The organism is Nocardiopsis synnemataformans (assembly GCF_965343085.1).
Lineage (GTDB): Bacteria > Actinomycetota > Actinomycetes > Streptosporangiales > Streptosporangiaceae > Nocardiopsis > Nocardiopsis alborubida.
The window spans coordinates 31,620-54,315 of record NZ_CBDRFA010000060.1 but is presented as its reverse complement, the minus strand read 5'-3'; the positions used below and the strand labels follow the sequence as shown (position 1 = coordinate 54,315).

31 protein-coding genes are annotated in these 22,696 nt (G+C 68.7%); 18 read left to right on the top strand and 13 right to left on the bottom strand.

Annotation, left to right across the window (positions count from 1 at the left end; all coding sequences use genetic code 11):
• Nucleotides 1-165: DUF397 domain-containing protein (locus ACSIH6_RS28190; RefSeq protein WP_435111367.1), on the bottom strand; the 165-nt coding region annotated here is incomplete at its 3' end.
• A gap of 3 nt (nucleotides 166-168) precedes the next feature.
• On the bottom strand, nucleotides 169-1,014 hold the full coding sequence (locus ACSIH6_RS28185) for a helix-turn-helix domain-containing protein (protein WP_435111366.1): 846 nt from the start codon (nucleotides 1,012-1,014) through the stop codon (nucleotides 169-171).
• A 150-nt stretch (nucleotides 1,015-1,164) separates the two neighbouring features.
• Between ACSIH6_RS28185 and ACSIH6_RS28180 the strand changes: the two genes are divergently transcribed.
• The 5 genes from ACSIH6_RS28180 (at nucleotide 1,165) to ACSIH6_RS28160 (ending at nucleotide 3,616) form a co-directional block, all read left to right on the top strand.
• Entirely contained in the window at nucleotides 1,165-1,416 is a 252-nt protein-coding gene (locus ACSIH6_RS28180) for a hypothetical protein (RefSeq protein ID WP_435111365.1), read from the top strand.
• Entirely contained in the window at nucleotides 1,413-1,724 is a 312-nt protein-coding gene (locus ACSIH6_RS28175; protein WP_435111364.1) for a hypothetical protein, read from the top strand. Before ACSIH6_RS28180 ends, ACSIH6_RS28175 begins: the two co-directional genes overlap by 4 nt.
• 204 nt (nucleotides 1,725-1,928) lie before the next feature.
• Nucleotides 1,929-2,405 (top strand): hypothetical protein, encoded by a 477-nt coding sequence (locus tag ACSIH6_RS28170; RefSeq protein WP_435111363.1) that lies wholly within the window; start codon nucleotides 1,929-1,931, stop codon nucleotides 2,403-2,405.
• A 127-nt stretch (nucleotides 2,406-2,532) separates the two neighbouring features.
• Nucleotides 2,533-2,973: a hypothetical protein gene (locus ACSIH6_RS28165; RefSeq protein ID WP_435111362.1), complete on the top strand. Its 441-nt coding sequence runs from the start codon at nucleotides 2,533-2,535 to the stop codon at nucleotides 2,971-2,973.
• Nucleotides 2,974-3,100: 127 nt separating this feature from the next.
• Nucleotides 3,101-3,616, top strand: coding sequence for a hypothetical protein (locus ACSIH6_RS28160; protein WP_435111361.1), 516 nt, complete (start codon nucleotides 3,101-3,103; stop codon nucleotides 3,614-3,616).
• A gap of 62 nt (nucleotides 3,617-3,678) precedes the next feature.
• Here ACSIH6_RS28160 and ACSIH6_RS28155 read toward each other — a convergent pair whose 3' ends face one another.
• Together ACSIH6_RS28155 and ACSIH6_RS28150 are read right to left on the bottom strand one after the other, a co-directional pair.
• The gene (locus tag ACSIH6_RS28155) at nucleotides 3,679-4,212 is read right to left on the bottom strand and encodes an NUDIX hydrolase (protein WP_435111360.1); all 534 of its coding nucleotides are present in this window, start codon (nucleotides 4,210-4,212) and stop codon (nucleotides 3,679-3,681) included.
• Between the two features lie 43 nt (nucleotides 4,213-4,255).
• Complete coding sequence (locus ACSIH6_RS28150; RefSeq protein ID WP_435111359.1) at nucleotides 4,256-5,590, bottom strand: NsdA family TPR-like regulatory protein; 1,335 nt, start codon at nucleotides 5,588-5,590, stop codon at nucleotides 4,256-4,258.
• Between the two features lie 182 nt (nucleotides 5,591-5,772).
• Between ACSIH6_RS28150 and ACSIH6_RS28145 the strand changes: the two genes are divergently transcribed.
• The 6 genes from ACSIH6_RS28145 (at nucleotide 5,773) to ACSIH6_RS28120 (ending at nucleotide 11,000) form a co-directional block, all read left to right on the top strand.
• Nucleotides 5,773-6,261 carry an ATP-binding protein gene (locus ACSIH6_RS28145; protein WP_435111358.1) on the top strand — a complete coding sequence of 163 codons (489 nt, stop codon included), beginning with the start codon at nucleotides 5,773-5,775 and terminating at the stop codon, nucleotides 6,259-6,261.
• Nucleotides 6,258-7,415 carry a DNA glycosylase family protein gene (locus ACSIH6_RS28140; protein ID WP_435111357.1) on the top strand — a complete coding sequence of 386 codons (1,158 nt, stop codon included), beginning with the start codon at nucleotides 6,258-6,260 and terminating at the stop codon, nucleotides 7,413-7,415. The genes ACSIH6_RS28145 and ACSIH6_RS28140 overlap by 4 nt, the downstream gene beginning before the upstream one ends.
• A complete protein-coding gene (locus tag ACSIH6_RS28135) occupies nucleotides 7,390-8,079 on the top strand; it encodes a dTMP kinase (protein WP_435111356.1) in 690 nt (229 codons plus the stop codon). Before ACSIH6_RS28140 ends, ACSIH6_RS28135 begins: the two co-directional genes overlap by 26 nt.
• Complete coding sequence (locus ACSIH6_RS28130) at nucleotides 8,076-9,386, top strand: B12-binding domain-containing radical SAM protein (protein WP_435111355.1); 1,311 nt, start codon at nucleotides 8,076-8,078, stop codon at nucleotides 9,384-9,386. Before ACSIH6_RS28135 ends, ACSIH6_RS28130 begins: the two co-directional genes overlap by 4 nt.
• Nucleotides 9,387-9,434: 48 nt before the next feature.
• On the top strand, nucleotides 9,435-10,607 hold the full coding sequence (locus tag ACSIH6_RS28125; protein WP_435111354.1) for a DNA glycosylase AlkZ-like family protein: 1,173 nt from the start codon (nucleotides 9,435-9,437) through the stop codon (nucleotides 10,605-10,607).
• Between the two features lie 72 nt (nucleotides 10,608-10,679).
• Nucleotides 10,680-11,000 carry a MazG nucleotide pyrophosphohydrolase domain-containing protein gene (locus ACSIH6_RS28120; RefSeq protein WP_435111353.1) on the top strand — a complete coding sequence of 107 codons (321 nt, stop codon included), beginning with the start codon at nucleotides 10,680-10,682 and terminating at the stop codon, nucleotides 10,998-11,000.
• A 47-nt stretch (nucleotides 11,001-11,047) separates the two neighbouring features.
• On the opposite strand, the gene ACSIH6_RS28115 is transcribed toward ACSIH6_RS28120, so the two are convergent.
• Nucleotides 11,048-11,863, bottom strand: coding sequence for a tetratricopeptide repeat protein (locus ACSIH6_RS28115; protein ID WP_435111352.1), 816 nt, complete (start codon nucleotides 11,861-11,863; stop codon nucleotides 11,048-11,050).
• Between the two features lie 127 nt (nucleotides 11,864-11,990).
• Here ACSIH6_RS28115 and ACSIH6_RS28110 point away from each other — a divergent pair, with 127 nt between their 5' ends.
• A complete protein-coding gene (locus ACSIH6_RS28110; RefSeq protein WP_435111351.1) occupies nucleotides 11,991-12,428 on the top strand; it encodes a hypothetical protein in 438 nt (145 codons plus the stop codon).
• Nucleotides 12,429-12,617: 189 nt separating this feature from the next.
• Here ACSIH6_RS28110 and ACSIH6_RS28105 read toward each other — a convergent pair whose 3' ends face one another.
• From ACSIH6_RS28105 to ACSIH6_RS28070, 8 genes are all read right to left on the bottom strand, one after another.
• Nucleotides 12,618-13,970: a glycerophosphodiester phosphodiesterase gene (locus ACSIH6_RS28105; protein WP_435111350.1), complete on the bottom strand. Its 1,353-nt coding sequence runs from the start codon at nucleotides 13,968-13,970 to the stop codon at nucleotides 12,618-12,620.
• Nucleotides 13,967-14,512 (bottom strand): 3'-5' exoribonuclease domain-containing protein, encoded by a 546-nt coding sequence (locus ACSIH6_RS28100; protein WP_435111349.1) that lies wholly within the window; start codon nucleotides 14,510-14,512, stop codon nucleotides 13,967-13,969. The genes ACSIH6_RS28105 and ACSIH6_RS28100 overlap by 4 nt, the downstream gene beginning before the upstream one ends.
• Nucleotides 14,513-14,516: 4 nt before the next feature.
• A complete protein-coding gene (locus tag ACSIH6_RS28095) occupies nucleotides 14,517-14,867 on the bottom strand; it encodes a RyR domain-containing protein (protein WP_435111348.1) in 351 nt (116 codons plus the stop codon).
• A gap of 2 nt (nucleotides 14,868-14,869) precedes the next feature.
• On the bottom strand, nucleotides 14,870-15,103 hold the full coding sequence (locus ACSIH6_RS28090; RefSeq protein ID WP_435111347.1) for an Acb2/Tad1 domain-containing protein: 234 nt from the start codon (nucleotides 15,101-15,103) through the stop codon (nucleotides 14,870-14,872).
• Nucleotides 15,104-15,206: 103 nt separating this feature from the next.
• On the bottom strand, nucleotides 15,207-15,773 hold the full coding sequence (locus tag ACSIH6_RS28085) for a CAP domain-containing protein (RefSeq protein ID WP_435111346.1): 567 nt from the start codon (nucleotides 15,771-15,773) through the stop codon (nucleotides 15,207-15,209).
• A 64-nt stretch (nucleotides 15,774-15,837) separates the two neighbouring features.
• Nucleotides 15,838-16,194 (bottom strand): hypothetical protein, encoded by a 357-nt coding sequence (locus ACSIH6_RS28080; protein ID WP_435111345.1) that lies wholly within the window; start codon nucleotides 16,192-16,194, stop codon nucleotides 15,838-15,840.
• Between the two features lie 24 nt (nucleotides 16,195-16,218).
• Nucleotides 16,219-17,157, bottom strand: coding sequence for an N-acetylmuramoyl-L-alanine amidase (locus tag ACSIH6_RS28075; RefSeq protein WP_435111344.1), 939 nt, complete (start codon nucleotides 17,155-17,157; stop codon nucleotides 16,219-16,221).
• Nucleotides 17,158-17,181: 24 nt separating this feature from the next.
• On the bottom strand, nucleotides 17,182-17,481 hold the full coding sequence (locus ACSIH6_RS28070) for a hypothetical protein (RefSeq protein WP_435111343.1): 300 nt from the start codon (nucleotides 17,479-17,481) through the stop codon (nucleotides 17,182-17,184).
• Nucleotides 17,482-17,676: 195 nt separating this feature from the next.
• On the opposite strand from ACSIH6_RS28070, the gene ACSIH6_RS28065 reads away from it, so the two are divergent.
• The 6 genes from ACSIH6_RS28065 to ACSIH6_RS28040 all read left to right on the top strand — a co-directional run bounded on the left by ACSIH6_RS28065 (nucleotide 17,677) and on the right by ACSIH6_RS28040 (nucleotide 22,659).
• A complete protein-coding gene (locus ACSIH6_RS28065) occupies nucleotides 17,677-19,437 on the top strand; it encodes a hypothetical protein (RefSeq protein WP_435111342.1) in 1,761 nt (586 codons plus the stop codon).
• Nucleotides 19,438-19,447: 10 nt separating this feature from the next.
• Complete coding sequence (locus ACSIH6_RS28060; RefSeq protein ID WP_435111341.1) at nucleotides 19,448-19,669, top strand: hypothetical protein; 222 nt, start codon at nucleotides 19,448-19,450, stop codon at nucleotides 19,667-19,669.
• A gap of 87 nt (nucleotides 19,670-19,756) precedes the next feature.
• Nucleotides 19,757-20,131 carry a hypothetical protein gene (locus ACSIH6_RS28055; RefSeq protein WP_435111340.1) on the top strand — a complete coding sequence of 125 codons (375 nt, stop codon included), beginning with the start codon at nucleotides 19,757-19,759 and terminating at the stop codon, nucleotides 20,129-20,131.
• A gap of 129 nt (nucleotides 20,132-20,260) precedes the next feature.
• On the top strand, nucleotides 20,261-21,046 hold the full coding sequence (locus tag ACSIH6_RS28050) for a hypothetical protein (RefSeq protein WP_435111339.1): 786 nt from the start codon (nucleotides 20,261-20,263) through the stop codon (nucleotides 21,044-21,046).
• A 123-nt stretch (nucleotides 21,047-21,169) separates the two neighbouring features.
• Nucleotides 21,170-21,388 (top strand): hypothetical protein, encoded by a 219-nt coding sequence (locus ACSIH6_RS28045; protein ID WP_435111338.1) that lies wholly within the window; start codon nucleotides 21,170-21,172, stop codon nucleotides 21,386-21,388.
• Nucleotides 21,389-21,471: 83 nt separating this feature from the next.
• On the top strand, nucleotides 21,472-22,659 hold the full coding sequence (locus tag ACSIH6_RS28040; protein ID WP_435111337.1) for a DNA polymerase III subunit beta family protein: 1,188 nt from the start codon (nucleotides 21,472-21,474) through the stop codon (nucleotides 22,657-22,659).
• The last annotated feature ends 37 nt before the right edge of the window (nucleotides 22,660-22,696 follow it).

Here is a 22,696-nt window from a genome sequence, read left to right as displayed (position 1 = left end):
GGTCCACTCGCCGGCCGGGACGCCGAGGAACCCGGCCTCACGGTTCTTGGTGTCACGAACCAGAGTGGTCTCTCCCTCGGACACCTCAACGCATTCGCGGGCGGTGCTGCTGTAGCTCGCCTTGTGCCAAGCACGGCTGTTCGGGTCGATCTCCTGCTCCTGCATGAGTCACTCCTCGATCAGGCTGGTCAGATGCGTGACTGATTCTGCCGGACTCAGAGCCGCGCCCTGTACATGACCCAGGACGGTGCGGTAGTCCGCGATGACTTCCGGCTCCTCCAGGTAGAGGCCGTCATGACGAGTTTCCAGATAGACCAGCGACGGATCGGCGGCGACGGGGAAGTCCAGGATCACGAAGGGGCCGCTCGCCCCGGCATGCAGGCCAGCTGAGAACGGCAGCAGCTGCACGGTGATGTTGGTGTGCCGTTCGGCCATCTCCACCAGGTGCTGGATCTGCTCTCGCATGACCTTCGTGCCAGCACCGCGCGCGATCACCGCTTCGTCGATCACCGACCACAGCCGCGGCGGGCGAGCTGTCTTCAGGATCTGCTGACGACGCATACGAGCGTCCACGATGCGTTCGACGTCGTCAGAGGAGTTGATCGCTGCGCGCGCTGATGCCGCAGCGTAGTCGGGGGTCTGGAGCAGGCCTGGGATGACGTTGGGCTGGTAGGTGGAGATGGAACTCGCTTCGGCTTCGAAGCCGGTGTAGGCGTCCAGCAGGTCGCCGTACTTGGTCCACCAGCCCTGTGTGCGCGCCTGGCGGGTCAGATCACGAAAGGCCTCGATGTGGGCCTCATCAGTGACTCCGTAGATGTTGAGCAGCAACTCGACGTCGGTGACGTAGGGGCGCTTCCGCTTACCGGTCTCGATGTTGGCGATCTTGGCGCGTGACCACTCCAGCTTGGCCGCGGCCTGCTCCAGGGTCAGCTGCGCTTTCTCGCGCAGGGCGATGAGTTCGGCGGACAGGCGGCGTCGTCGGACTGTGGGCGAGAAGGACTCGGTACTAGACATGGACCCATCGTAGATGGGCAAGTGATTTGCGTTCAATGTCTGATTCCGCATCGCGGATTCTCTCCTGGGGCTTGCAAATCGGTGAATCACCATTTTTACTGGATGTTGTCTAGCCCACACGTCCAGACACGGATGATCGGAGAACCCGACATGCGCCCACTGCTGGCTTCGCGCCCCTACTTGGACCGGCCCCGGCCGAAGCAGGCCGTCACCGCGACCGCCGCGCTCGCTGTGCTGTCCCAGGCTCAGACCGACGACCCGGCGCTGGTGCGCCCCTACACCACCGACCCCGCGTTGCGCAGCGCCCGCAGGGTCCTCAACGCCGCGCGGGTGTGCGCCACGCTGGCCGCGCTGGACCTGCTGGCGTCGCTGTCGACCACGCAGCGGGAGGGGGACCGGTGACCGTGACCCAGGAGAAGCGCCCCGGAGCGCTCGACGGCTTCGACCTGACCGTGTGGGCGCAGGCCATCGACGCGGTCCCTCCCCTGGACTGGCAGCCGACCCTGACCCGGCTCAACGAGCGGTTCGGGGACCGGTACCGGATCGTCCGGCTGCCGTCGTGCTGGATGATCACGGACCGCGACCCCGACACCGACACCGAGCCGACCATCATCGCCGACACCGTCGCCGAGGCCGTCACCAAGATGCTGAACCCCGGCCCCCGCTTCGGCAAGGGCCACCTCGGCGTGTGGCCCGACGACCGTCTCTAGACCCCCGTGGCCCCGGTTCGCCTTGATGCTGCCGGGGTCATGGGCACCAACGGGCGGCCCCATGCAAGGGGGCGGGGCCGCCTTCCACGTGGTCCCCAGGCTGTGACCTCCCTCCGGCCTGGGGGCCACCACAAGGCCCGAACCCCGGTGGTTCGGGCCTTGCCTTGTGCCCCCCGGACAGCACTTGAACACCCGAGGATCACCATGGCCCACCCGTGCCCCGAGTCCTTCACCGCACTCGTCGAGCACGTGCCCTCCCTACGCGGCGTGCGCTTCACCGGCGACCGCGACGCCACCCGCGACCTGGACCATCTCGCTGGCCAGGACCACAGCCGGTGGATCATCAAGGCCTGGGCCGCGCTGCTGATGTTGAGCACCTACACCCGCGCCAAGCACGACGGGGAGTGGAGCGGCACCTTCCCCGGGTACTGCCGCCAAGCCGTTGCGGGACCAGTCCCCCGGCAGACCACCTTGCCCCGCCGCCAGCGGCCCGTCCCGCACGCACGTCTGCTGCCGGTGCCCCTCAGCGTGTCCGTGACCGGGCAAGCCCTGATGAGCGAGCGCATCAGTATCAGCACCCACGGCGTCGGGCCGTGCCTGTACTACCTGGACCGCACCTTCGACGGGGACGGCGTCATCGTCGGCTGGATCGGCCGTGACCCGACGCGTACCCGGATCTGACCAGAACATCGCCTTCGACACCACCAGCCCGCTTCATCCGAGGAGAGCAGTGCAACCGCGCAAACCGTTCATCCGCCCTGTCCCTGTCAGCGTGGGCCATTACGCCGGACTGGCTTCTCCCTGGACCATGTTCGCCGCTGTCCCGTGTGTGTGGGTCCCCGACCTGAGCTGGTGGGGGTTCTCCCTGGCGATGTTCTCCCTGCACGTGAGCTCACTGCTGGAGCGGTTCGGACACCAGGGGAAGCTGTGCGAGCTGTGCATAGCGGGCATCCCTCTCCAAGGCTCAGAGCTGGCTGAGCGGTGGCAACACCCCTTGCACGTGCTGCACTGGGTAGGTGAACGGCCGAATCGAGCGGTACTCGCTGGCGGAGCGTTGGCGTTGACCGTGGGTGTGCTCGTGGACCCGCGGCTGGGGTTGAGCCTGATGTTGGTGATGCTCGGGACCGGGCTGGTGTGGATTCAGCGGCACCAGCGGATCACGCCCTGGTGCCCGTGGTGTCGACGCGGCAACGGCGGCCGCGGAGAGCAGGCGCCCACCGCACCGACCTCTCCCTCGATGACGCGCTGACTCTCCTCCAGCTCAACGGAGCGTGTTTGGGCCTTCCCCATACCGGCCAACCCAGAACCGAAAAGACACTTCACCGCACACCGGTTACGGCGACGTGACAGCGTGAAAACCCCGTTCAAGGAGTGACATGGCCTCGATCGCGCGAACCGTCCCGCGGACCCCGACCACCTTCGGCGAGCTCCTGAAGTGCCTACCGGGCCTGGAGGGAGTGCGCTTCACCGGCGACCGCCAAGCAGCGCTGGAGCTGGATGAGCTGGCAGGAGTCCGCCGTCGTGTGTGGGCTCGAAAGACCTGGGAGGCGCTCCAGGCCTTGAGCGGCTACGCCCGGGCCAAGGCCGACGGGCGGCCGGTGGGGTCTTTTCTCACCTACTGCCGTGATGGCAGCGCGGGCCCGGTGATCAGTGCGCAACGCCTCGTCCCGGGCGAGTCCAGGCAGGTACAGATCTATGGGAAATGGGTCGAGCAACGCATGTTCCCCGTGCCCGCGAGCGTCCACCCCCAAGGCGCCATGCTGATGCTCGCTCACGTACGCATCGACTCGCGGGGGGCGGCTCCGCGCCTGTACTACCTGGATCTGACCGGACATGGCCAGGGTGTGCTCGTGGGCCGCATCGGCCGGCACCTGACCAACACCATCACCTGACCCGCTCGACGCAGGTCTCGGCCGCCGCGAAGTTGTCAGCTTCGCGGCGGCCGCAGTGCTTCTCAGGCCGGACGCCCCACCCCGTACACATGCAGCAGCGCCGACACCGACGTGCCCGAGACCAACTTCCGCTCCCCCACGAGCCTGGGCACATCGGCGAGCGGCACCCACTCGATCCGCTCGGCCTCCCAGTCCTCGGCAGGGTCGCCCACGTGCTCGGCGGTGTCGGCGAAGAAGATGTGGTGCTCGGAGTCCGAGATCCCCGGGGTCGGCTGGATGTAGAGCAGCGGGCGCAGCGGGCCCGGCCGCCAGCCAGTCTCTTCCTCGACCTCGCGCGCCGCCGCGGCCTCGGGCGTCTCACCGGGGTTGATGCCGCCGATGGGGATCTCGTAGCCCCAGGTGTCGGGGATGAACCGGTGCCGCCACTCCAGCAGGACCTGGTCGTGCTCGTCCATCACCACCGCTCCCGCGCCCGGCGCGGACCGAATGAGCCGGTGCTCCAGGTGTCGGCCCCCGGTGATCTCCACGTCCGCGACCCGGATGTTCAGCCAGGGGTCGCGGTACAGCTCGTCTTCGGAGTGAACGGTCCAGCGCACAGCTTCTCCCCCAGTGGCGGTGGCAGATGACGGTGTCACCCAATCACAGGCCCAAGGCCAGCTCCGCATCGCACTGCTCGGCGAACTCCCGTACCTCCGGCTCCGATGAGCGCGACGCCAACGCCTTCCGTACCGACCGCACTCGGTCATGCAGCCTGCCCGACTCCATGCCCTGCACCCGGGCCAGCATCGCCCGCGCCGGTTCCAGGGCCTCGTCCACCCGACCGTCCTGCGCGCGGATCATCGCGAGCCCTGCGTGCCGGTGGACCTGGCCACGCAGGTGCGCCCTGTCAGCGGTGCGGACCGCCTCGACCGCGTACTCCTCCGCCGCGGCCAGGTCGCCGAGCTGCCGGAGCGCTTCAGCGTGCTGGGTCTGCACCAGCCCGTCTTGGACGTAGGAGGTCTCGGTGGGTTCTTCCTCCTGCCGGATCCTTCCAGCGGCGGTCTCGGCATGCTGCATGTGGGCGTGGCAAGCCTGTTGGTCGCCGAGGCGGGCGTAGGCGCGCGCCTGCATGGTGCACAGGTCCGACACCAGTGCCGGGGACAGGTCGCCGCGGGCGGCTCGCAGCGCGGTCTCGCAGTACTGGATGACGAGCCGGTACTCGGAGGCGGCCATGGCCTGGTTGGAGAGCAGGGCGATGATGTACGCCCCGAACGCCCTGTCCCCGCTGGCTTTGGCCATGCGCAGCGCCGACAGGAAGTAGCGTTGCGCGAGTGCCTGCCGGGACGCATCGTAGGCGCAGATGCCGGCCAGCGCGGTCAGTGATCCGACTGTGCGGTACAGGCGGCGTCCCGTTGTGTCCGAGTACGTGCCCGCGACTGTCGGGGCGACCTGCTCGGAGAGGAACCGCGCCAGACGCGGGCGCACCGGAATGCCTCCAGCTCGCCGGTACATCTCCTGGTAGCGGTGGCGTGCCGTCAGCAGCCGGTCAACGTCGCTGTCTCCTACCGACCGCGACCCCGTGTGTGACACGTCCCGGTCGCCGGGGGGGTTCTCCCATTCGAACAGCGGCACGATCACATTGGGACCGCTCGTCGGTGGGGTGTGTGCGAGGAAGGCGTCGTCACGGTGGTCCTGGCGCCACATCGCTGTGGTGCGGGTGACGACGGCGTCCAAGGCGGTGGAGGGGTGCTGGCTTTCGTTGCGGTCCATGCCGATGTCGCTCAAGATGACCTGCCTGCCGAGGCGCTGGGACAGGATCTCGCAGATGATCTGGGGTGCGCGGCCGCGGGGGATCGCGTGGTCACGTACCCACCGTGCGACCGCTGTGTGGTCGTAGCGGGTGTTGATGCGTTGGTTGATCCTGGATGCGAGTCCTGCGTTGGAAAATCCAGCCTCGCTGATGAGGGTGGCCAGGAGGGCGTTGGGCTCAGACACGATGGCCTTTCTTGTGGCATGCCGTTCACACGGGGTGTGAAAGGGGTGTCTCGGGTCGTGGTGAACGCACCTGCCGTCGGGGGCCCTTTCGACGATATCCCTATGTAATTGGTCTCACACGGCGTTCTGCGCCGCTCGGTAGCGCCTGAGCGTTGTCCTCCACTCACTCGACAGGAGCTGACGTGCCACCAGCCGATCTACTTCCGCCCCCGCTGCCCCGGATGGTGCGCGTCACCGAGCCGGGCGTGTACGTGGTGGAGTACGGCGCCGACCAGCGGTTGGCGGCGCAGGTGCGCAGGTGGGTGTGGGCGGCCAGCCGTATGTCGCGCGAGCAGGCCGACAGCCTGATCGAGGTCACCCACGAGCTGTACGTGAACGCGCTCAAGCACACCGTCTCGGGGATCCCCGGGGGGTGGACCCGGTTGACGCTGACCCACTCCCCCACGGTGGTGCGCATCGAGGTCACCGACCAGGGCCCTTTGGACAAGGCGGGACGTGTGCGCATGGCCGACGGCGCCGAGGAGGCGGGGAACGGGCTGCGGCTCGTCGACGCGCTCTCGTGTGAGTGGGGGGTTGCCGGTGGTGTGGACGGGCACACGGTGTGGGCTCACCTGCCGCGGCCGAGGCGGCGCTCGGAGCGGGCGCGTGTGATGTTCCAGGCAGCCTCATGACACAGGACCGCGACAGGGCCGCACCGCGGGCGGTCGAGCTGCATCTGGTCACCGGTCGCGTGCGTCTGCTGCCCCCGGAACAGGCCAGCCGGGTGAGCGAGCCGGTGCGCCGAGAGCTCGTCCATCTCATCCCTGCGGGCACGCGCACGCTCGCCGACCTGCACCGCGTGTTGGCCGAGATCGAGCCGCTGGTGGCGACTGTGGTCAGCCAGGTCAGGTTCTACCCCTGGACCGGGTTGTCCGAGAGGGGTGAGCGTGCGTTGGCGGCTCTGGTGACGCTCCTGGGGCGCGACGGGCCCGCCCCGGCGAGCAGCGAGGACGAAGATGGTGCCCGGTCACCGCAGACCTCGGGGAGGGGAGCGTTCGTGTGGTGTGACCACCCCGGCTGGAGCGTCACGGCTTCGGGACGCCGACGCACGGTGCGCACCGAGCATGGCGTGTGGACGGCGCAGGCCCACACGGACCTGACGGTGGCACGCGTGGGTGAGAGCCTGGGCCCGGCGCCGGTCGTGGACGTGTACTCCCCTGCAGTTCTAGGACCGCGAGTCCCCGATGCGTTGCGTCAGGCGTTGCAGAAGCAGGGGCCGGTCCAGCGGCTGCGCACCCCGAGCCTGTGGGAGGCCCTGGCCACCGCGATCATCCGCCAGGTGGCCCGGGCCGACCAGGCACAGGCGATGTTCGCCCGGTTCTGCGACGCCCACGGGGCGCCGCTGCCTGATGCTCCCACGGCCTTCCCTCGTCCCGAGGCGGTGCTCGCCCTGGCCGAGAGCGACTTCGCCGAGCTGGGTATGGCGTTCAAGCGCCGTCCGCTGCTCGCAGCCGCCGAGGCCCTCCTGGAGTTCGGGCTCAAGTGGGCTGACCTGGCACCACAGGACCTGGTGGTGGAGGTGCAGTCGGTCCCCCGTATCGGCCGGTGGACAGCGGGAGCCGCTGTCGCCGACGCCACCGGGGACTTTTCGCTCTACCCCTACGCGGACATGGCGGTACGCAAGTGCGCCGCCCAGGCCGTCCCGGTTCTCGGCCGGTCCGACGACGAACCGGCTTTCGCTCGTTGGTGGCGCTCCCTCACCACCACACCCACGCAGCTTTCCACCCTGACCGTGCTCACCCTCGCACTGGGAGGACCCCGTGGACAGGACCGAACGCCCTTATGAGCTGAACACGCCACCGCCTGCTGCCCCTGGCGGATTCCTCGTCTCCCTCGACGGCCCCTCCGGGGTCGGCAAGACCACCACAGCCCGCCACCTGCACCGGCTGCTTGCCGCCACAGGCCACTGCGCGGTTCTCGAAGCACAGCCCTCCAGCTCCCCCATCGGGGAACTTGCCCGCCACAGCACGCACACCATCCGCGGCCTGGCGCTCACCTGCCTGATGGCGGCCGACCGCTACCACCACCTGGCGACCACGCTCCTGCCCCACCTGGACGCCGGCCGGATCGTGGTGTGCGATCGCTATACCCCGACCGCGTTCGTCCTGGACCAGCTCGACGGTGCCGACCCCGAGTTCATCGCCTCCCTGTACCAGTACGCGCGCCCCGCGGACCTGTTCGTGTTCCTGACCGCCTCGCCCCGGGTCTGCGCTGACCGGGCGCGCAGCCGCGGTAGCAACTACAGCCGCTTCCACCACACCGACACCGCGGCGGCCGATCGGGAGCGGACCCTGTTCACCGAGACCGCGCAGCGCTACCAGCGTGCGGGCCTGCCCGTACTGGAGCACTCCACCGAGGCGCTGGCCCCGGAGGTGGTCGCGGTGCAGCTCGCCGAGAAGGTGAGCGCGCAGTTCGCCGCACGCCAGGCCGGACGGGGGCGGGTGGCATGAAGGTGGTGCTGCTCTACCCCGAGGTGTACGACATGGCCCGGTTCAAGGACGGGCGCAAGGAGTTCCCGCCGTTCGGGGTGCTCTACCTGGCGTCCGTGGTGGAGCAGGCCGGGCACCAGGTCGCCATCGAACGCGTCACCCACGGGCGCACCCGACTGGACCTGTCCGGCTACGACGCGGTCGGGTTCAGCCTCGCTTCCTCGGCCACCTACGGGCTGATGCTCCAGGCCCGCCGCCAAGCACGCATCGATCCTGGGGCGCTGGTGATGGTTGGCGGGGTCCACGCCAACTTCTACCCTGAGGAGTCCTTGGCCGATTTCGACGCGCACGTCGCCGCGATCGGGGAGGCCGAGGACACCATCCTGGAACTGCTGGACCACGCCCACGATCGCGACTTCACCGGTGTGGCCGGGGTGGTGTACCCGGGCGAGGGCCGACCGGTCCGCACCGCGCCGCGGGTGCTGATGCGCGACATAGACCGTCTGCCCGACCCAGCCCGCCACCTGCTGCCCACCGAGGACTTCGTGCTCTCCGACCGGCTGGCCGGAACCGACGTGCGCATGGCCCACACCATGTTCTCCCGTGGCTGCCCCTTCCCCTGCTCGTTCTGCGCGGTCGCCCAGCGCCGCATGCAGTACCGAGGCGGTGCCTCGGCCCGCAAGGAGCTGGAGCACCTGATCGACGCCTATGGCATCGAGGGCTTCGCGATCGTCGACGACAACTTCATCGTCAACAAGACCAAGGTCGCCGACATCTGCTCCCACATCACCGATCTGGGCCTGCGCTGGTCGGCACTCTCGCGCGTGGACACCGTCGACCAGCCCTTGTTGGAGACGATGGCCGCGGCCGGGTGCATCGAGGTCAAGTACGGCGTCGAGTCCGGAAGCGAGCGCCTGCTCAAGGCGATGCGCAAGAACACCACCCAGGACAAGATCCGGCGCGCGATCCACCTGAGCGCGGCCGCCGGCATCCAGGCCAAGGCGTTCATCATCCACGGCTACCCCGGGGAGAACACCGAGACCACCAGGGAGACCATCGCCCTGCTCCGCGAGCTGCGCCCCCACCTGGGCCGGGTGTCGCTGTTTCGGTTCGTGCCCCTGCCCGGGACCGAGGTCTACGACAACGCCCTGCTGCACCGGGTGCACGGCACCCACCACGAGCCGGGCTTCGACGGCGACTGGGAAAGGTTCCACATCCACCACAACGACCGCCACTGGTGGGGGACCGAAACCGACTGGGAGGAGACCCAGCGCTCCTACGCCGAGCTGCGCGACTTCGTCGAAGCCGAATGGGGACCTCAAGGATGATCGCCGTAACCGCCCCCTGGAGAGGAGGAGGCTGTTAGCCTCCCGCCCATGACCCCCGAACTCGCGCCCCTGGTCGTGGACGCCCACCGTCTGTCCGACGGTGAGGCGTCCCGGCTGTGGCAGTGGGTGCTGGCCCGTCAAGGGCTGGCGCCTCACGCCCGCCTTGCCACGGTGGAGGAGACCGCCGACCTCGCACTGGGCCTGCATGCCGCACGCCTGCCCTCCCCGTTCCAGACCGCCGCCGCGCGGATGGGTGACCTCTCCCAGGTGCTGCGGCTGTTGACCCCACAGGGGCGCCGGGACCTGGTGACGGTGCGGTGCATGCGCAAGACCCTGCACACCCTGCCCCTGCCCCTGGCCGCCGCGGCGCACGCCGCCACCCGGCACTTCCGTGAACGCGATGCGCTGCGGGCCGTGGTTAACGCCCAGGTGTCCGAAGAGGATGTCGCCGCGGCGACGGTGGACCTGCTCGCCCTGCTCGACGAACAGGGCCCGACCGGGCACCGGGACATCGAGCAGCACCTGGCCGCGCGCGGGCGGGCCGTCCCTGCGGTGCGAGTGGCGCTCAAGCTCGCGTGGGAGCGCGGCTCCCTCGCCTACACCAACGCCTCGCCGGTGTGGAACCGCGAGCAGCGCACCTTCGACGTGGCCGCTCGTGCCTACCCCGGGCTGGACACCGCCATGAACCGGGAGCAGGCGGCCGCCGTGCTGATGGGCGCCTACCTGGACCGGTACGGTCCAGTGAGCATGCGCGACGCCACCTGGTGGTCGGCGTTGTCACGCCAGGCCGTGGAGCAGGCGTGGCTCCGCGCGGGTGTGAAGCTGGTCCAGGTGACGGTACCGGCATGGTCGCCGCACCCCATGGTGATGAACGCCGACCGGTTCGAGGAGTTCGCCAGCTGCGGGACGCAGGAGAGCGGTGCGCACCTGCTGGCGCACGAGGACGTCGCGCTCAAGGCCTACTTCGAGACCCGCACCCGCTACCTCGGACCGCTGCCAGCGGCCAAGGCGTTCAACCAGATCGGAGAAGTCCTGCCGACCGTGGTCGTGGACGGGCAGGTGGTCGGGACCTGGGCGTGGGACCAGCAGGACCGCCGAGTGCGTCACCGGCTCGTCCCCGGGACGACTTCGGCGGCGGACCGCTCCTCGGTACGCGCGGCCGCACGGCGGATGAGCAGCCTCCTGCGCGCCGGGCTGGATCACACCTTGGCCGCGAGCTGACCCGTTCTCCTCCTCCCCCACGCGTCTCGCTGGTAGCGTCCGTCCTCTCGCACCCCGAGAAGGGACCTCGCTATGGAGCCGCTGCCCGACCGCCCGCTCACCCTGGCCCAGATCCAGGAATACGTGGCGAAAATGGAGGTGGAGCGCGGGTTCTCCGACAGCACCCTGGTCGAGCAGACCCTGAAGCTGGCGGAGGAAACCGGGGAAGTGTGCAAGGCCGTGCGCAAGCGTGCCTCGCTCAGCGTGGACCCCACCAGCACGGTGGGCGGCCTCGGCGAGGAACTGGCCGACGTGCTGATCTACCTCGCGGCCATCGCCAACCGCGAAGGCATCGATCTGAGCCAGGCGCTACGGGAGAAGGAAGCGCTGAACGAGACCCGTACCTGGTCGTGAGCTTCAGGGGCTGCCCGTGAGGGGCAGCCCCTCTTCCTTTCACGGGCTCACAGTCGTGCCAGGCTCTCCTGCACCTGGTCGATGCGCACCTGGTAGCCGATGCGCTCGTAGAGCGTGAGCGCGTCCTGGTAGGCGCTTCGGGCCTTGCTGATGTCGCCGAGCGCGGTGTGGACCTCGCCCAGGGTGTCGTGGGCGGCGGCGACCGTGTTCGTGTCGCAGGTGGCCATCGCCAGGTCCAGGGCCCGGGTGGCGTAGGGCAGGGCTTCCGCGGCGCGGCCGAGCTCGGCCAGCGTCCAGGCGATGCCGTTCGCCGCGGCCGCCGCCAGGTCCACGGGCAGGGTGGAGGTCTGGCCGATGACCTGCTGGTAGAGCGGGAGCGCCTGCTCGTGTTCGCCTGACCAGGCCAGGGTCATGGCCAGGGTGTAGGTGGCGCGGACGCGAGACATCTCGGGGAGGTGGTCCACCTCCAGGGCGTGCCGTGCTGTGGTGATGGCCGCTTCGTGGTCACCGTGGCGGCGGTGCGCGTCCGAGGCCGCCAGAGCCCGGCCGTAGATCACCTCGGTCACGCCCAGGGCCTGGGCCGAGTGCAGGGCTCGGGCGGCGCTGCGCGCGGCGGTGGCGGTGTCGGCGCCGTGAGCCAGGTAGATGTCCAGGTTGGTGTCCAGGGACAGTGCGAGTTCGTGCTGTCCGGTCTCGTGTGCGTTCTGGGCGGCGGCCAGCACTTCGTCTCGGTGCTGGTCGAACCATGCCTGGGCTTCGGCGGCTGCGGTGGGGCGGTGTTCCTTTTGGTCCAGCGCGATGGCGGCGGTGGTGGACGCGGCAAGGAGGGCGTCGACGACGGAGGTCACGCTCTGATCACTCATAGTGTTCAGCTTCTCAGGTGGGTGTGTCAGGACGCGCCACACCGAGAATGTTGTGTTTCTGGCAATACGAGTTGTGTCGTGAGTGGTACGGCCTCGGTGTTGGTCCACCTCTGAGAAGGAACTGCCGATGCGCGAGATGTCCACCGCCGCCGCACGGGACACCCTGGGCGAACAGGTCACCCGCGTGGCCACCGACGGCCAGCCCGTCCGCCTGATGCACTACGACCGGCCCGACGGGGCGCTGGTCTCCCTGGCCGCCGCGACCCGCCTGGGCTACCACCTGACCGGATCGCACGCGGTCACCGAAGCCCGCCGCTCCTGGGCAGCGGTACGCCGGGCCGCCGCCGAGCAGGGCCCTCAGGCTCTGATCGTGGAGAGCCAGCACATCGCCGTCCTGCTCAGCGAGCAGCACACCCGCGTGATGGTCGAAGGCCACCCTGAGCTGCCCGAAACCATCTCCTGGGACGGCGAGCACGTCACCGGCCCCGACGGCAAGAAGGTGGAACCCGGCGTCTATCGCCTCGGCGGCACCATCGTCTCCTTCGGCATGGAGGCCGTCGAGTGAAGAAGGCATGCCGCTGGTGTCCTACCGGGGCCACACAGCCGTGGCCGTGCCGGTGCATGACGTGCGGCGCCGAAGTCGCACCCCGCTACAGCAAGGTCCGCCACCGCCAGATCGGCTGCCGGTACTGCGCGAAACGCCCCTAGCACCTCGACCCGCTCCCGTGAAGGGGCGGGTCGAGGCAGCGCCGTATCAGCGCAGGCGCAGATCGAGGAAGCGGGCCTTGGCCGCGCGGACTCCCAGCCCCACGTAGCGGGGCTGGACCTGCTCGTTGTCCGTGGCCACCGTCACCGGGGGCGAGGTGTCGGTGCGCGTGACCTCCACCCGGGGCCCGTTCACACGCAGTTGCAGACTGACCCGGGCCGGGGCGGTTTCTGAGACCGCCAGCGGCGGCCCCTGCGCGGTCGCCAGCTCGATCGCCGCGCCGTCGACCGCGGCCCACAGCGCCAGTTCGCCGTCAGCGCGCACGAGGACGTTGTAGGCGTCCACCCGGCCGTGGTGGTTGTCGTCGTAGCCGATGTCGGTCTCGGCCAGATGGATCTGCGCGGACCTGGACGGGCCGCCGGCGGCCAGCAGTTCCACGTCCACATCCACGCAGACCTGCCGGGCGTGGGCGGCCGACCACCCCGACACCGCGCCCGCGATCACCGCGGTGTAGTTGTCGGCGTCCCCAGCGGCCAGTGAGGGCGACGCCAACACCAGGCCGCCGCCGTCCACCTGCCCGTCGACGGGTGTGACGGGCGAGGGCAGATGCCCGTGCGGCCACGCCGGGGTGGTGTACACCGGCCCCGGGGCGGGCTGGTAGTCACGGCTGAGGTACCAGGGTTGGTCGGTGACGATGCCCCACACTCCCAGCGCGGCCAGCCGGTCACGGTCCACGTGTCGGTTGACGGTGTAGGGCAGCACTTTCAGACCGACCGCGTGAGCGGCGGCGATGTTGTCCTCGTCGGCGTCCAGGCGCATCCCGTAGTAGGAGAACCCCTCCTGGGAGAGCACGTAGGGGTCGTCGGCGCCGCGGGTGGCGTTGAAGCAGGCCGGGATGCCGTTGCGGATCGCGGCGTAGCCGGGCTCGCGGTGGAAGCCGGACACGATGGTGCGGGAGGCCACGCCCCATCGGCGGGCGCACGCGACGATGGCCTCGCCGATGCGGGCCCACTCTGCGGCGTCGGTGCCGGAGGGGGCCTTGGCTTCCACCAGCCAGGTGACGGGGGCGCGGCCGAACTCGGCGAACACCCGGTCCAGGGTGGGGGTCGGCTGTGGCCCCCAGGCGGGGTGACCGAACAGGTGCGGCTGGACCATGAGGGTGGCCGCGTCGGCGACGGTCATGTCCGCCACGGGCAGGTCCACACCGTGGGTGCGCGCCAGGGTGGTGTCGTGCACGCAGATGAGGGTGCCGTCCACGCCCAGCTGTACGTCGACCTCCACCAGGGGCGCGCCCAGGGTGATGGCCATGGACAGGGCCGCCAGCGTGTTCTCGGGGGCGATGGCCGAGGCGCCGCGGTGCGCGATGACCACGGGTCCTGGCCCGCAGGGGTTGAAGGTCATCGGGTGCCTCGCAGGTCGTCCAGGACGCGGGCCCGGGTGAGGTTGTGGCGGGCGTCGGCCAGGGCGTGGTGCTCGCCTTCGGGCTGCTCGGGCAGACGGGGGTTGCCCAGCCGGTGGGCTTCCTGCTTGAGGTCGTTCGTCCACATCGGTACGTGCCCGGGCAGCTGGGTCATGGTTCCCCACAGCTGCGCGAGCACCACGTGGTCGTAGGCCCCGTACCAGGCCCACAGCTCGACGTCAGGGGTGTGGGAGAGGAAGTCCTCGACGAGGCGGGTGATCTGCGCGCGGGGGCGCACGTCGGGGTCGTCCAGGTCCAGGCGCGGATGGGACCCGCCGCGGGTGCCGGGCCAGGGTTGGGCTAGAGGCAGGTGGGGCCACACGTGCTTGCCCACCCAGGGGTGGGTGCGCACCAGGTCCTGGTCCATGTCGGCGTTGACCGCGTACAGTTCCCGGCCGTCGTCGGCGACCATGCCGATGCTGATCAGGTGGAGGGGGTGGTCGGCCCCGCGTTCGATGAACTCGGTGTCGTAGAAGACGCGCACGTGGTCAGGTCTCCTTCTGTTCGGTGAGGGCGTTGACGACCGCGTGGAGCAAGCTGTCCTTGGCCTGCTGCTCGGGGCTCAGCTCGTCGAAAGCCACCAGGCACGGGTGGGTCTTGTGGTCGGGGTCCTTGACCGGCCCGTACACCCACCCCTCGGCGCACATCGACGAGCACCAGGAGGCGTGGAGTTCCTCGGGGCTGGCCCCTTGCTGGGCCTTGCGCACGCCGTTGATGACGCAGGCGCGCTGCCAGTCGGGGGTCTGCTCCCAAGGCGGCGAAGTGACGGGGTCGTTGATGACCGTCTGCAGAGCGCGGTTGGCCTCGTGGCAGACCTGGGCGATGGCGGTCACGTCCACGATCAGAGCCTGCTCTCGGGCTGGAAGACGGAGCGGACCACGCGCATGAAGCCCATCTGGAGGTCGTTGCGGCCCAGCCCCAGCATGCGCTGGTCGACGTCCTTGCGCTCGCGAATCTCGGCGACCAGGTCCCCGATCATGTTCTCCGCGGCCTTGACCCGGTTGACCAAGTCGATGATCTCCTGCGGATGCTGCTGGTAGCCGGTGACCGCGCCGGGCGCCTGTGGGTTCGCCATGGAAGACCTCCTCAAGACGCGGCGACGGGGGCGGGCGGGCGGACCGTGGACAGCCAGGACCACCCGCGTGCGTGCGGGCCCTGGAGCGCGGTGCTGATCGTGGTCATCGTGCCTCTTCCGGGTTCAGAGTGAGGGAGCGGCCGAACTTGGCCACCCACAGGGCGCGGTCCTCGTTGTGGTAGCCGACACCGATCGCGACGAGTTCGCCGTTGAGGATGTTGCGGCGGTGCGCGGTGCTGTTCATCCACTCGTGCACGACGCGTTCGGGGGTGGAGTAGCCCCAGGCGATGTTCTCGGCGCCGTAGTCGTCGTAGCCGTGGCGCAGAGCTCGGTCCTGGGGGGTTTCGCCGTCGAGGTTGGTGTGGGCGAAGAAGTCCCGCTCGGCCATGTCCGCGGCGTGCTCGGCCGCCGCCTTGGACAGCAGCTCGTCGACCAGGACCTCGCCGCGGCCGTGGGCGGCGCGCTCGGCGTTGATGAGGGTGACGACCTCTGCGGTCAGGGCCAGAGCTTCGTCATCCGGGCCCGGCGTGGGGTCGGGAGAGGGCTCGTTGCCGTACCCGGGCTTGGGGTCGGGTCCGCCGGGGGTGGCGTACGCAGGAATCGTCAGGATCGGGAGGAGGGCGAGGGTCATTCCCAGGGCGGGCAGGGCCCAGGGGCGCCGTGTGGCCATGGTGTTCTCCTGCTGTCTGGCGTGATGAATGAAGGGTGAAGGGGGCCAGACCGCGCAGAGAAGGTCAGGGGTGCGTGTGCTCCCCCGACGAGGACTCGGGCTCGACAGCCGCGGCGGCCGACGTGTCGCCCGGGAAGGGCGGCGGGGCTGCGACAGCCGCGGGCGCGGGTGTGTCCTTGCTGTAGTGGGGGTGGCTGGTGGAGCCGAGCATCAGCGCGCCCCACTTGGGAGTGATGTGCTGCTCGACGGCACGGGCGAGGGCGTAGTAGATGGTGCCGACGAAAAAGGTGGTCGCGACGGTGAAGGCCTCGGTGAGGACGTCGTGGGGCAGGTCCAGGCCCAGCTTGGCGCCGAGCGCAGTGGCCAGACCGACGGCGTAGGGCACTACGGTGCGCACGAGAGACTGCATCGTGCCGGTCATGGGCGGTCCTTGCAGGTCGTAGGGCTACTTGGGCCAGTAGAGGACGTCGGAGGTCGCGTCGGTGATCGTCGCGCTCTCGCGCCCGAACTGGGCGATGCGGATACGGACCCGGCGGCCCGCGCCGAGGTTTCCCTTCCAGTGGTAGGTGAAGTGGCCGTTGGCCTTGGCGTGGACGGGGCTGTCGATGGGCCGGTTGCGGGCGATCTGCCAGCCGCCGTTGTCGTCGGGCTCGTACTCGGTGGCGCGCAGCTGCACCTCGTCGCCGGGCTCCAGGCCGTCCAGGGTGACGCCAACGGAGAGGTCGTAGATGGCGCCGTCCTTCTCGTCGGGGCCGACCAGGGAGTAGAACTCGCCGGGGCCGTCGTGGCGGGCGTCGAACTTCAGGCTGCGCCAGATACCGGGCTGGAGCTCCTGGGGCTTGGTCTTCTCGAAGCGGCGGTGGCCGGGCATGTCGTTGTCGTCCTCTCCGTTGATGATCTGCTTGGCGCGCTCGACGATCTGCTCGCGCTGGGCGACGATGCGCGGGCCGGGGCACGCGGTCCCGGACAGGGACCAGTCCCGGCACAGGTTGTGGAAGGCCAGCCCCGATCCATTCGGGTCGTTGGTCACGGCCAGGGCCACACCGTGCTCCTCGTGGGCCCAGGCCAGGACCTCGGCGCACCGTTCGATCTGCACGCCGGTCAGGGCGTCACCGACCTGGCCTTCGTTCTCGACGCTGATAGCGACGCCGTTGGCGCCGGCGTTGGCCCAGGCCTTGCTGGAGGTGTCCACCCACTGGAGGAGCTCTCCGTCGCGGCCGGTACCGAAGTGCGCTGAGACGCGGCTGTTGGAGTTCCTGAACCAGGAGTCCGCCCCCTCCAAGGTCCCGACGATGATGTGCAAGATGACGAAGCGTGGTCGGCATCCGCCGTAGGTGAAGTTCTTGTCGATCGGGCGCCATGTGGCGCCCGGCATACGAGCCATCCGGCTCTCCTCTCAGGGCGGGCGTCAGATCAAGGAGTGGACGCCGGTGTTGATCAAAAGCGTGATGGTGCCAAGGACGACGCTGGCGACGGTGAGGCTGTTGCGCAGGCGCTGGTCCATCTCCGTCTTGGTGACAAAGGTGGTCTGGGCGTCCTTGACCTGCTTCAGGTCCGCAGCTAGCTGGCGGCGGTGCTCGATGTCGTTGGCGTTCTGCTCGCACACCACACGTAGGTCTCCGCGGATCTCCGCAAGCTGTGCGAGCACGTCACCGCGCATCCCCACCAGCTCCACCCGCAAGCCGCTCTCCTGCACGTCTTCGGACACGGGCACCTCCCTCTGGATTCTTTTCGGCTATGAAAATGGAGCGGGTGATAGCCGTCCCCTATTATGAGCACCGAAGGGGGCCGGACGCCCGGACCGGCGACGGTTCGGGCCCGCTCTTCTTCGGGCTCCGCGCCCCGGCCTGACCGAACTCGGCCACGACGCCCTGTTGTCTCCGTGTCCGGCTACGGTGCGCCCATGAACCAACCCCCACTGGGCGAGATCGAGCCCACTCCCTCATCTGCACCGCGCCCTGCCCTTCGCGAGCGCTGGCGCACGCTCAGAGCGTGGATGCGTGCGCACCCCACCGCCAGCCTGCTGATGGGCAGCGGCCTCGTTCTCGCCATCGCGCCGATGATCCGGACTGTCGTCCCGGCGGCGAAGGCGTACTGGGCTCTGCCCGCCGCGGAGTCAGTCACGCCGATCGTGGCTGGGGCCATGCTGTTCCTGGTGACGCTGGTGCGTACGCGCCGGTGGAACGTGCGCGCCTGGGTCGAGCAGTCCAGTCTGGTGCGCGTGATCTCCGCGACCTGGGCCGCGGTGCTGGCGATCGTGGTCGGCATGGTCACTGGGGTGTGGTGGCTGCTGGGTGCTCCCCTTCCAGAACCTCCTCCGGAGTTCTCACTGAGGCTGGCCGACCAACTGGTGACCCGCGCCTTCGCGGTGATCGCGGGCCTGGGCGCGGCGGCACTGCTGGTGATCAACTACCGCCGACAGCGCACCACCGAGGCCGAGGACAGACGAGCAGAGCTCACCGAGAAGCGCGAGGTGTCCCGGTTGTTCACCGACCGGTTCGCCGCAGCGAGCGAGCAACTCGGCAGCGACCAGTACGCGATCCGTCTGGCCGGCGCCTACGCCATGGCGCATGTGGCCGATACCGCCCCCAGCGAGGAAGAGGCTCAGACAGCGATCAACGTGCTCTGTGCCCAGCTCAAAACCCCCTACATCGCGGACGGCGAACTCTCGGGGACAGAGCATCACAACGAAACGTCGTTCCGACAGACGATCGTTCAGATCATCAGAGACCACATTCGCCGGGAGACGCGCTGGAGAGGCAAAGACTTTGACTTCACAGGAGCAACCTTCAAAGACGCAGACTTCTCCGAATCGGAGTTCACCGGAGGAAACGTTTCCTTCCGCGGTGCCACTTTCCTGGGCTTTCAAGCAAACTTCGGAGAAGTAAAAATTCGAGGAGGACGAATTGACTTCACTCACGCAAAATTCGAAACAACACTAGGCCTGAACATGGAACTCGCCGAGTTCTATGGCGGCTTCACGGCATTTGCTTATTCATCTTTTAAAGAGCGTGACCTTCAACTCTCAGGCGCCCTTTTTGAAGGGGGTCGCGTCATCTTCAAATCGGTCAGCTTCACGAGAGTACTCTCCCTGGAGAGCACAGCCTTAATGGGGGGCAGTGTCCTCTTCGACGGATGCGAATTTCTCGGCAACATCTCGCTCCGCATCGCCAGGTCAGAAGGCGGATGGATCCGCTTCCATCGCTCTCAACTGCAACACGGAACTTTCCGGCTCAGGGCACAAGACTTCACTGAAGGAACATTGTCCTTCGCTCGCATGAAGTTCTTTGGAGGAGTCTTCGATTTTTCTTCTCAAGACCTGCGCGGCGGAAAAATTCTATTCAGCGACTCAACCTTCGACGGCACCAATGCCACCTTCAAGAACGTCGAACTACATGGTTGCGAAATGCTCTTCTCTCATACGGAATTCAATCGCGGAAGCATCGTATTTGATGGTGTCGACGTCTCCGAGGGTCTCATGAGCTACCGTGGAGCCAAATTCGGAGAAGCAGAGGTCATGTTCATGAAACTTCTTTCAAACAAAGGAGGGATCAGCTTCGCGGAGGCCACTGGTACGCGCCCGCAAGGGCTCGAACATCACCAGTGGCGCATCGACATGCCGGAGCACTGGCTCCAGCCCTCTGCGAAGGATGACGGCGCCTAAGCTTTCGGCCATGGGTGAGCAGAGCGCTGTGTTCGAGGTGGGGTACGTGCGCGACGGCCGGTGGGCCGTGGTGCACCAGGTCGGAGCGAAGGCCGGCGAGGTGTTGTCGGCGCTGGCGCCGGAGAGTCTGGACGCTGAGGTGCTGGCGCGGGCGCTGGGAGTGACGGTGGCGAAGCTGCCTGGGCGACGGTTCGTGTCGACGCGACACGGCCGGTGGAAACCAACTCCTTGACACTAGCGTAATCTGTTGAGACAGTTGCGGGTGTTGGGAGGGCAAACCCAACACCCGCAACAGCAAGCACTCACTCTGGAGGACGTTTTGTCTCAGCCTCGCCTGCTCACCGACGTCGAGAAGCGCCAGGACCTGACCGAGACCCTCAAGCGCACGTGCGTGGTCCTGGTCCACCTGGGCATCGACGCCGGACAGCCCGAGGAGCGGCTGACCAGCCTGGAGACGTGGTCTCTGATGCTGTGGCAGATCGCTGACGCCTTCGCCGCGCAGGAGGACCCAGCGCCGAACACGCACCTGCTGGTGCGGGCGCTGCGCCAGTGGGTGCACGCGGCCCGGCGCAGCGCGGAGGCGGACGGCATCGGCCAAGCCGGGTTCGACACCCACATGCTGGCGCACGTCAACGCGCTGGCCGAGTGGGAGCAGCTGCGCATCAACGCGCGCGTGCTCGCCACTCAGGTCTGATCACTAACGAAAATGGCTGTGGCCCGTCCCTGGTGTGCGTCATGGGACGGGCCACAGCCGCGCCGGGGCCATCCCGACCCCGTGGGGTCGGGGGGCAAAAGGCCGCGGCGTCTCACTCTGGAGACACCCATGGTAACCCCCGAACGCACACCACCGCCCGCTGTGACGTTGCTGGAGTACGCCGCGGCACGCCGCGTCGACCCCCAGGAGCTCGCCGACTGGGCGAGCGAACACCCCCTGCCCGACGCGGTCGGTGAGCGCTCCGGCCAGCCGACCTACGCCTTGGTCGACCTCGACGTCGCCTGGGCTGGCACGGTGACGATCGCCGACTTCGCCGCCGAGTACGACCTGGATACGCGACAGATCGCGATGAGCTGGCCCAAGTGGCACCCCGACCTGTTCCCTAGGGCGGTCGGCGAGATCAAGATCGGGCACGGCCGCGCCAAGCTGTACCCGCGCCCACCCCTGGAGCAGATCCAGCAGATGATCGCTCAGGGCTGGACGGTGCCGGAGTACGCCGAGCACGTCGGCGTGTCCGCGAACACGGTGCGCAAGACCTGGTGGATCAAGCACAAGGAGCTACGGCCGCCGATGGTCGGCACACGGGATGGGACGAGCGTCTACTCCGAGCGCGGACTGGACCGCCTGCGGCGGGCCGCGCAGGGCCTTCCCCTGGAGCCGACGGGTTCGCCCGAGGACCTGCTCACCTGGGAGCAGCTCTTGACCTACTTCGCGGAGGCGGCCGAGCGCGGCGTGCCGGGTACCAGCCGTGAGGCGATGGAGTTCCGGCTGGCACAGGGGTTGTGGCCGCCGGGCGAGGAGGGGGCGGACGGGATCGCGCGGTGGCGGCGCGGCGAGGCGGAGCGGTTGCAGGCGGAGCTGACCGCGCGGCGTGGGCGGCGGCCATCGGCCTGATCCTGCTCTGAGAGTGGGGGTGCGACACACGGTGTCGCACCCCCACAACCCTTTCTTGTAACTGACGTACTCTGTTGCTATAGTTCAGGTGTTGGGACGTTCGCAACCATCCGGAGGGGCGCCATGGAAGGCATCAACCTGCTCGACGCGATTCCTGAGCCCGTGTATGGCGTCGTCGCGACCTCCTGGGGGTCGATGAACGCCGCGCGCAACGCGCTGCAGGTCACCGGAATGTTCGCCCAGGACCTGGTCGAGTACTACGAGGAGGAGTACAGGTGGTTCTCACGGGTCTGTGACGTGCTGCTGGGACTGGAGGCCGAGGAGGTGGACCGGGCTTTCTAATGCCCGATTGTCACTAGCGAATTCTATTGTTTCAATAGTGGGGGCGTGACGCCCCCACTACCCGCCCAGGAGAGGACCCGGCCATGCCCGCCACCACCGCCACCCGCACCGTCTTCACCGTCCCCAGCAAGGACCTGCTGCGCGCCCTGAACGCCACCAAGATCGCCGCGGCCCGCCGCCCCAGCGTTCCCTGCCTGGCCGGAACCCTCATCCGCGCCAGCCGCGACGGCGCCCTGCACCTGTCCCAGTTCGACTACGACACCCTGGTCGACGTCGAGCTCGACGCCCACATCAGCGACGAGACCACGCTGCTCATCCACCACGGCGCGCTCCTGACGGCGCTCAACGCCCTACGCAGCATCGTGACCCCCAAGAAGGCCGACGCCACCGACGTCAGCCTGACCCTGGAGGAAGAGGGCCCCGCGCTGACCTTCGCCGGGTACTCCATCCCGCTGGAGGACATGCCGGTCGAGGACTACCCGACGCTCCCCCAGGCCCCCGAGATCATCGCCCGGTTCGCCACCGCCGACTACACCACCGCCCTGGCCCGGGTCGCCGCGGCGGCAGGCACCGACGACACCCTGCCGGTGCTCACCGGCGCCAATCTGCACATCACCGAGGACGGCCTCTCCCGGCTGGAGACGACCGACCGCTACCGGATGGCCGTCGCCCCTTTGTCCCCGCAGGGACTGATGGTGCCCGGCGACTACAACCTGCCCGTCAAGCCTCTGGTCGCTGTCGCCAAGCACTGGAGCGGCACCGGGACGGTGGAGGTCCTCTCCGACGACCAGGACGAGTACGGGCTGGCCGGTGTGCGCGCCGAGGGCATCACCCTCATCACTCGCCGCCTGGACAAGCACATCGCCTCCAGCGTGATCGACACGGTCTTGTCCAAGGACATCGCGGGCGCCGCCACCGTCGACCGCAAGCTCCTGGCCACCGACATCAAGGCCGCGGGCAAGCTCTCCACGCCCGGCGGGTCCGTGGACATCTGGCAGCACGACCAGCACGGGATGGAGGTCGCGCCGAACGCGGTGATCCCCGGCCGCCGGGCCAGCGCACCCGTCCGCGCCGTCGAGGTGACCGGCGCCCCGCACCACCACCGGGTAGCCAAGATCACCTTCCTGGCCGACGGGGTGAACGCGATCACCAGCGACCGGCTCACCGTGCACTACAGCACCGGCATGGAGCTGGTGCTCACCGCCGAGGGCGACCGCCCCGACGACCCGATGGCGTTCCGCTACCTGGTCATGTGCATCCGCCAGCGCTAACACCCCTCGGGAGGGGCCCGGCCGGGCCCCTCCCCCG